Source organism: Pantoea sp. 18069 (assembly GCF_902706035.1).
Lineage (GTDB): Bacteria > Pseudomonadota > Gammaproteobacteria > Burkholderiales > Burkholderiaceae_C > Comamonas.
The window spans coordinates 1-7,380 of record NZ_CACSJA010000064.1 but is presented as its reverse complement, the minus strand read 5'-3'; the positions used below and the strand labels follow the sequence as shown (position 1 = coordinate 7,380).

Genomic DNA, 7,380 nt, shown 5'->3' with positions numbered 1-7,380 from the left:
TATTCCCCACGGTGCTCTTGCACCATGCGCACTGCGCGCTCACGGACTTCGGGAGAGAACTTGTTGGACTTATTCATGGCTTCATCATCTTAAGAGTTGATGCCTCCACGAAACCCGGTGTGATTCAGAGGTGACGATGCGTTCGGCGTTGCTGAGGCGCTTGGTCAACGCACTAATGCCATCGGGCGTACCAGAGACCAGCAGCGGTATCTGCCAGGTGTTCATCAGGGTCAGAATCCACTTGATGCATTGGTCCTCGACGATGCTCAGCTCAGGCGAGTCGTCTCCACTTTTACGCTTGCGGCGACGATCCAAGGTGGACAGTTTGAAGAAATTCTGGATTTCATCCAAATGCAGCAATCCCAAAAAATGGCTGGATGCGACTTGGCGCCATTCCTCTAGCATCTGAGGTCCGTTGCGCCATGCGCCAGCAAGGGTTCTATCGAAGCGTGTGCTGCCTGTAGCCTTTTTCCAGGCGGTCATCAGCGCCGCCGCCAGATCCGTGGCTCTGCCGCTGGCCGGTACGTCTATGGATAACCAAGTCACTTGCTGCAGGCCATTGGCCATTTTTAAAAAAGACTTGTGCTGGATGACCTGCTGCGGATAGGTGCTCAGGCAGCGCAGGATGGCTTCGCTTTTCCCCGCACCAGAAACTCCTTCCACAGCCGCGCCAAAAGCTGGAGAGCCAGGGCGTTTCCATTGTTGGGCTGGCTCCCCGCTGATCAGGCTCCATGTTCTGGAAGATGCCGGATCCATATAGCGGTAGTTCTGGCGGATCATCAAGTCGATAGACTCATGCAGGCACAGTTCCTCTGCACTGGGTAAGTGCAGATCTCTGAGTCTCAGCAGCATGTGCAAGCGCAAATGGCGGGGAACTGACGCGATGTCCGGCGGAGGCTTTGGGGGGAGCTCAATCAGCAGTTTTCCTAGTTCGCTACGTGTTCGAATAGGCCCGAGGCCTTTGATCAGCACATTTCCGGCGTAGGGATCGTGTGTGTGGAGGGGCGATTCAGTCTGCATTGCCTCGCTCCTCATTCATTTCGCCACATAGCGCTTCCATCATCTCAATGTGGGTTGTCTCTACTTCTGAAAGTAGCTTGCGCGTGCCGCGTATCTCTGCAGTGGGTGTGGCGCCTTGCAAGGCGACCTCCATTGCTCGAGCTTCGGTTATCGTCGGCTGCCGACCTCGGGCACGATCCAACGCCATGCGCGTCTGCGCGATGGATGAGGCTTTGATGGCCTGCATGCGCCGCCAGGCCTGCACGCTTTTGAGCACCCGTTCGTGCTCCACTTCAGCTGCACGCAGTCTTTGGTAGGCGAATGCATCCACCATTTCATCGAGGGTGAGCTCTTCCGATGCTCTAGCGAGGTCTGAGATCTGCAGATTGATCAGGCCGTCACCGGAGACGTTGGGCGTCCATATCTTGGACACGGAGCCTGGGTAGTACTGGACGGGAATGTGCAGACCCTTGCCAGATGTGCGTGCAATCGTTGACCACTGCTCGGCTTCGACGATGGGGGAAAGATAGTCATTTCCGCAAAACGTGACACCAGAGCGTGAAACTCTTCCCTTGTCAGACGTGGGCAGAAGCAGGTTGATAAGTTCCGCCTCGGCACGCACCTGTCGATAACCTATACCCATGGCATGGCCCCAGCTCCATAGCCCGGCTGGACTGGGGAAAACGCCGGCGGGCACCATGTGAGCGTCCAGTCGGTGCGACCGATCTGCCGTCAGGTTATAGAGGAAGAAGCACTCGTGGAGGTACTGCATGTAGTGCCGTACCGTCATCGTCGCTTCTGCGGGATTGGAGCGACGGAGATCGTATTCAGCTCGACGAGCATCCATTGCTCCTGGCAGGAAGTTGTACTGTGTGTTCTTCAGGATGCGATGCATCACTTCGACAATGCCTTTGAGATCCGGTCGAAATGGCGGCGCATAGCCTAGGTTCAGTTTTAAATCCATGCCCGTTGCTTTTGCCCGTTTAGAGAGGTACTCGCCGCGGTCGCATTGCAATGTGTAGGGCAGAGTCGGGGCAGGAAACAGCGACGGCTGCATGTCGTATCCCCAAAGGTCTCCAAGCAGCTTCGAGGGGGTTACGGTATTGAATAGACTGACTTGCGCGGTCTCCCAACTGGGACCTGTCAAACAGACATAGAAGCCCACAATCGCGGTAGACCAGACGTCGACAAGGATGTAAACGATGGGGCGGCCAACGATCCAAGACGGATCGATAGAGGAGCGCAGATAGATGTCTCCGATCGTCGAGTCGATCGCGTAAACATAGCCAGGACCTGACGTGCCCTCCCAATCCCGACTTTTCATTCCGCGTAATGTGCGGTCGAAGTGCCCTTGGCTGGTTGTTTCCAGAACCCTCTGCAGCCAATGGATGTCTTTTGTGAGCACACGTTTGACTTGCTGGTAGTTGGGATAGTCACCTAGCACTAATGGGCGATCGACAATTTTGCCGTTGGATTCAAAGGCTTTCGCTTTAGCAAAGTGGCTGGCGATGATCTGTCGATAGCGCTCGCGCATTGATGGTTTCGGGCTAGGAACTCTCTTGTCAGCCTGGAGGATGATGGCGCGCCATGCGATGCTCATGCCCGGTTGTATGGGCAGCCCATAGGTGCCGAACAGAGCTTTGGATAGCCTTTGCCCGCTTGTTTTTCGACCTGATTTTTGTCGTGTCAAGACAGGTGATAGGTCACGCTTCTTGCCTTTGCCTCCGCAGCGGTCCCAGCGTGGTCGCAGACTGATTGATGTAAACCCATAGGTGCAAAGCATGGACCAAAGCCGGCGTACGTAGGCTTGGCTCACGCTGTGCGCTTTCATGGTCTGTTGCACCAGTCCACTGAGGTTTCTATGCACAAGAAGGCTTTCCCGCAACCGCGGAAAATCCAGGAATGCCTGCATGATGCAACATCGCTGGTCAAAGGTTTCTTGGGCTTTCGGATCGTCGAGTGGACGGTAGTAGATGGAATGCAGTTCCAGGCTTTGTGGAACGAGCTCGTGGCCGTCGAATAGCTCCTGTAAAAGCGTGTGGCTTATCCAACTTAAGGCACCTACTTGAGCTACTTTGCGTGTCTGACCAAGTCTCTTCGGCTGAGCGATGGGTAGGCGTCCGCCGGGCTTCCTGCAGGTGGGGTCCGCAGGGCGAATCAGCACGCAAACCGCAATGTCGGCTTGCGGGTCTGCGAAGACCATACGGTAAAAGCCTGCTGCAAGTCCGTAGGCATCCTCAAGCAGTTTGAAGGGCTGGTTATGGCTCAGAGGCATGCTGACCTCCGGGCGGCAATGGGGTTCTGGGCAAGGAAGGCGCTGGATGAAATGAATTGGAGTGGTAGATGCGGCCGCCAGCCGCGACGTAAATCAATAGGTATCAGTCCTTGCCATACGGCTTGCCAAAAGGCCTGTTGAGCGTGCGGCTGGAAACTGCTACCTCCGAAGCAATCCGACAGGTCGGCCATGAGGTCTGAGTAAGGATGGAACGGCCTGGCTCGCGCGACTTGCTGCGCTATCGCAATGGATTTCTTGTCAACGGGATCTGCCAGGCCCCATGGAGCCGTGCGACGGAGTGTCAGGCCAACACTCTTCTGGTATTCCTCCGGAGTGATCAATAGCCAGGTGACGTCTCGCAGTTGCCAGTAAGTTTTCTCAAGCAGCAGAAGCTGCTTGGCGCGTTCACTCAGTGCTTTGATGGGCTCTTGCTTGATTGAAACCGCAAGCAGCTCCTTTTGACCAGCGTTTGTGCCCAGCACCAAGAGGAGGTCCGTGGTGCAAGTCCAAATCTCCTCCGTATCGAACTCTTTCAGTCGTGGGTGTCGAATGCCTTGCATTTGCGCAATGGACATGGTTCCGGGGTAAGACTTGTCGTCTGTACGTATGTCCCATCTAGATAGTTCGTTGCTCGCGTCCTCCCTGTGCAGTGGAAATTGTTCTGTCAGATCGAGCACGTTGGGCAACAACGCTGCGAAGTTGAGCCCGGTCCATTCGCCATCCGACAAAAGCTCACGCTGCCGGTCGCGCCAGATGAGCAGGTGCGATCGTCCGTGACTGGAAGGGTCTGCGCGTGAGACGCGATGCCACGGTATGTAATCGGCATAGGTGCCGGTGCCTCGGCCATCACGCAGAAAGCGTGTAAGGACGGAGGGGGTAAAGCGTTTTTGGGTTCTCATTTCTATCTTCCTTTTTGGACGTGCGTATGCACCGTCCGCCCGTAGGGCGTGCGTTCTTTGAAGGGTTGTGCGGCCAGGTTGAGCACGGACCCCGGCTGCTTTGCAATGCGGCAGCAGGGGGCTCATCGGGGCATCTGTGGCCTGTGTCGAGCGGTCAAGCACGTCCACAAAGATCCACAAAAGAAGACTTGACCCTCCGTTCACGGACGGATAGATTTGAGCGTGTTGATAGCAGCTCTGATCAAGTCTTTCAGAGTAACGCGGCCTCGGATGTCAGTCTGTGGCCGCGTTTTTTATTCCATGAGCACATGGCTCTGGAATGTGGTGTTTTTTTAGAGTGTGTACAGCTCTACTTCATGCCGAGTTCCTTTGCGATCAGGGCGCTCGCTCCGCGCAAGCACTTGCGTTCACCCCTCAAAATTTCGTACACGAGTCGAGGGTTGAAGCCTCGGACGCGCGCCCAAGCGGACACCGAAATACCAGAGGCATGGAAATCGTTCCATGTCAAAGGCGCTGGCGCTTCATGTTGAGCTTCAGGTTTTGGAGGGGTGAGGTGGTTTGTTGGCACGGTGCGATTTGATCCGTTGTGCGTCCTCTCTCATCGTACGTGGCCAGGAAACGATTTTTTTGGCGCTGAGTTTCTATTTGTTTTTGGTTGATTGAGATGGGTAATAAAAATATCCATTTAATTTCATGGGGCGGAAGTGCGATTTGCCTGTCATGAAATAGATGGGTGAAAATAAATATCACTATTTGAATTTATTTGATGCGATGAAATATTTTTTCATTTTGTTGCAATGCTTTTTTCTGAGGCGGGCGTTCATGCGATGATTGGTGATCTTCGGTAGCTTGGCGAAACTTATGAGGGCGGTGCTGACGTGTGAGTTCTGTTGACGGCAGAGTCGCCCTGTTCGTCAGAGCTAAATTTAGCGAATGGATGGAGTACGGAACTTCGCTGGAAAATCAGTTGGTCGACTGAGGTGGCGGATGGATCCAGAGTCTTAGATGTGCCCGCAAGAGCCTGTTGGAATGGCTTTGTGATATTTATAGCTGACGATAAAACCGGGGCGGCCAGTTGTGCGCTGAGCGTAAATACTTTGGTTTTTGCCTTGAATGACTTTTAGTATCTATGTCTGCCGAATCGATGATCGCCACGCATATTAATGTGCCTTACGGCTCCGTAGTGACGTCAAAAGACGTGGAGGCCAGCTTTAGAAAAGGGGCATTCTGCGCAGCATCAGTCGAAGCAAATGCGCTACTTTCGGCGCTGTTCGTTGAGTGCAGCCGCAGTCTCATCGAGCGTGCTGCCAGCGAATTGGACGTCCCGCTGGAACGGCTTTTAATGCTCTACAACGACAGTCTTAGGATGGGCCTGCCGGAGTCCCAGGATTGGCCTTGAATTAGCTTGTCTATATGCGGCTGGCGATCTCATCTTGTGAACAGGTACGGTGTGCACAAGGGTGGTCTGGTAGGGCAGCGTTTTATGACAAGTTCGGAAGGAGCACCTTGATTGAGCAGTCTCCCCCTCTACCGGCCCCACCTCTTAGTCCGCAGCAGGTAGGCAAGTTGCGCCGCGAGTACAGCCTCCTGATGAAGATGGGGAGCTATCCCAGCATGACTGCCGATCAAAAGCAGGAGCGTTGGCAACAGGTGCTAAACCTGCTTGAGGACTATGAGCATCAGAAACGACAGCGGTACGCTGAGCGGCAAATCCGACTGTCGCGCAAATTGAATTTTCTAGAAAAGCCGTAAGTCGAAACTTTTCGCAGTAAGCACTCGGTGATCCCGTTTTGATCATCAACGATAGCTACGGTTGGGCAGTTTTTCAGTGATGCGGCAGCAACTCCTCCTCCCGGCTGATGCGGTGCGTAGGCTACGGCGTGATCACTTCCATGAGACAGGCATATGGGTCATGCCTGTGACTGGATCAGGCTCATGATTGCGGCCGCATGTTGGCCCGAGCGCTTGCGCTTTTCCCGCGTTTGGCTCGCGACATGTTTTCGTATGCCAAGCCGATCGAGTCGAGAGCTGGGTCACCAAGTGCGAACAGCTGGGATGAGAAGCCAAAATAATTCAACGCTTCGAAGTAGGCGCCGATTGACACTCCCTCGGAGCCAGATTCCATGCGCTTGTAGGTCGAGCGGGACACGCCAATGCGGTGCGCCACGGTCTCAGTGGTGTCTCGTCGGCGCAATCGCGCGACGCGAAGCCTGTATCCCAGCTGCACGAGGGCGCTCTCTGTGCCTGAAGAGATTCTTACCGCCTTGCTGCTGGTGTCCAGCACATCCGCATCGTCGAAATTGATCATACTTGGCCTACAAGAAGACTTTATGGTTCAAACATAGACCAATTTTGCAATTTGATGGCCCTGCTTCTAGCGGTGGATGCTACGCAATTGTCGGCGCTCGAGTATTTTTCACGCTCGGCGCTGATGGCTTCACTACCTATACATTGGTCGGGCTAGAAGGGGGCCGGTCAAACTGGCCTCAGGGTGCAGTGCAGTTCCATCTGGCGCACACTATGGGTGAGGGCGAATGACCTACCCGCCCTCGTAGTTCACCTCAACCACAGGAGGCAGCATGAGCAACACCCCAAACAACCCCAACTGGCCGAGTAAAACAGGCGAACCATCGGGAGGCGGGCGAGGCAACAACCCACCCGGTGGTGGCGGTAAGAAGTAAGCAAGAAGCGCCTTTAAATGCGCTTTTTTCTAGGCGCGATAAGCGTCAGTTATCGCGAACTATCGGGGTCAGGCCCTGGGAAGTTCATCCACGCGTCATCCAGCAGCAGTTCTGAAATCGCCGCGTATCGGGCCTCTTTGACAGCCTGCGGCACTTCCTCGCGGTAGGTCTGTTTGAACAGAATCGACTGCTCGAATTCCAGCTTCTCACGCTGTGCAAAAGTCAGTGGCAGCTGCGGCAAGGGGGCAAATTCGTTGGTCATTCAAGTACCTTTCTTGCATGGGTCCGATAATCCCATCTTGATGCGGTACATCCCTCTGAGCAAGATCGTGTCCACGAAACCTACGTGGACACGATGCTCAAAGACTGTAAGGGGGCAGCAAACACACGCGGTCCGGTCCTTGCGCAGAGTCGGCGCTATGCGGTAGCAGTAGGCGGCAACCAGATGTGCGGCAGCAGTTGGTCAATGTCACGTGCCTTGTGGGTGGGCAGCCGCGTGAGCACGTCTTTCAGATACGCATAGGGA

9 protein-coding genes are annotated in these 7,380 nt (G+C 54.7%); 2 read left to right on the top strand and 7 right to left on the bottom strand.

Going from position 1 to position 7,380, the window contains the following annotated elements; all coding sequences use genetic code 11:
- Positions 1–84: 84 nt before the first annotated feature.
- From GVL12_RS25340 to GVL12_RS27130, 4 genes are all read right to left on the bottom strand, one after another.
- The gene (locus tag GVL12_RS25340; protein ID WP_200844082.1) at positions 85–852 is read right to left on the bottom strand and encodes an AAA family ATPase; all 768 of its coding nucleotides are present in this window, start codon (positions 850–852) and stop codon (positions 85–87) included.
- Positions 853–1,009: 157 nt separating this feature from the next.
- The gene (locus GVL12_RS25335) at positions 1,010–3,274 is read right to left on the bottom strand and encodes a DDE-type integrase/transposase/recombinase (protein WP_159918326.1); all 2,265 of its coding nucleotides are present in this window, start codon (positions 3,272–3,274) and stop codon (positions 1,010–1,012) included.
- Positions 3,265–4,173, bottom strand: coding sequence for a TnsA endonuclease N-terminal domain-containing protein (locus GVL12_RS25330; RefSeq protein ID WP_159918325.1), 909 nt, complete (start codon positions 4,171–4,173; stop codon positions 3,265–3,267). The genes GVL12_RS25335 and GVL12_RS25330 overlap by 10 nt, the downstream gene beginning before the upstream one ends.
- 349 nt (positions 4,174–4,522) lie before the next feature.
- The gene (locus GVL12_RS27130; RefSeq protein ID WP_200844081.1) at positions 4,523–4,741 is read right to left on the bottom strand and encodes a hypothetical protein; all 219 of its coding nucleotides are present in this window, start codon (positions 4,739–4,741) and stop codon (positions 4,523–4,525) included.
- 561 nt (positions 4,742–5,302) lie between these two features.
- Here GVL12_RS27130 and GVL12_RS25320 point away from each other — a divergent pair.
- A complete protein-coding gene (locus GVL12_RS25320; protein WP_159918324.1) occupies positions 5,303–5,572 on the top strand; it encodes a hypothetical protein in 270 nt (89 codons plus the stop codon).
- A gap of 107 nt (positions 5,573–5,679) precedes the next feature.
- Positions 5,680–5,925, top strand: a complete 246-nt coding sequence (locus tag GVL12_RS26790; protein WP_235033980.1) for a hypothetical protein — start codon at positions 5,680–5,682, stop codon at positions 5,923–5,925.
- A 181-nt stretch (positions 5,926–6,106) separates the two neighbouring features.
- Here GVL12_RS26790 and GVL12_RS25315 read toward each other — a convergent pair whose 3' ends face one another.
- The 3 genes from GVL12_RS25315 to GVL12_RS25305 form a co-directional block, all read right to left on the bottom strand.
- The gene (locus GVL12_RS25315; protein ID WP_159918323.1) at positions 6,107–6,481 is read right to left on the bottom strand and encodes a helix-turn-helix transcriptional regulator; all 375 of its coding nucleotides are present in this window, start codon (positions 6,479–6,481) and stop codon (positions 6,107–6,109) included.
- 422 nt (positions 6,482–6,903) lie between these two features.
- The gene (locus GVL12_RS25310; protein ID WP_159918322.1) at positions 6,904–7,116 is read right to left on the bottom strand and encodes a hypothetical protein; all 213 of its coding nucleotides are present in this window, start codon (positions 7,114–7,116) and stop codon (positions 6,904–6,906) included.
- 155 nt (positions 7,117–7,271) lie between these two features.
- The coding region (locus GVL12_RS25305; protein WP_159918321.1) for a transposase domain-containing protein at positions 7,272–7,380 on the bottom strand (109 nt) is incomplete at its 5' end.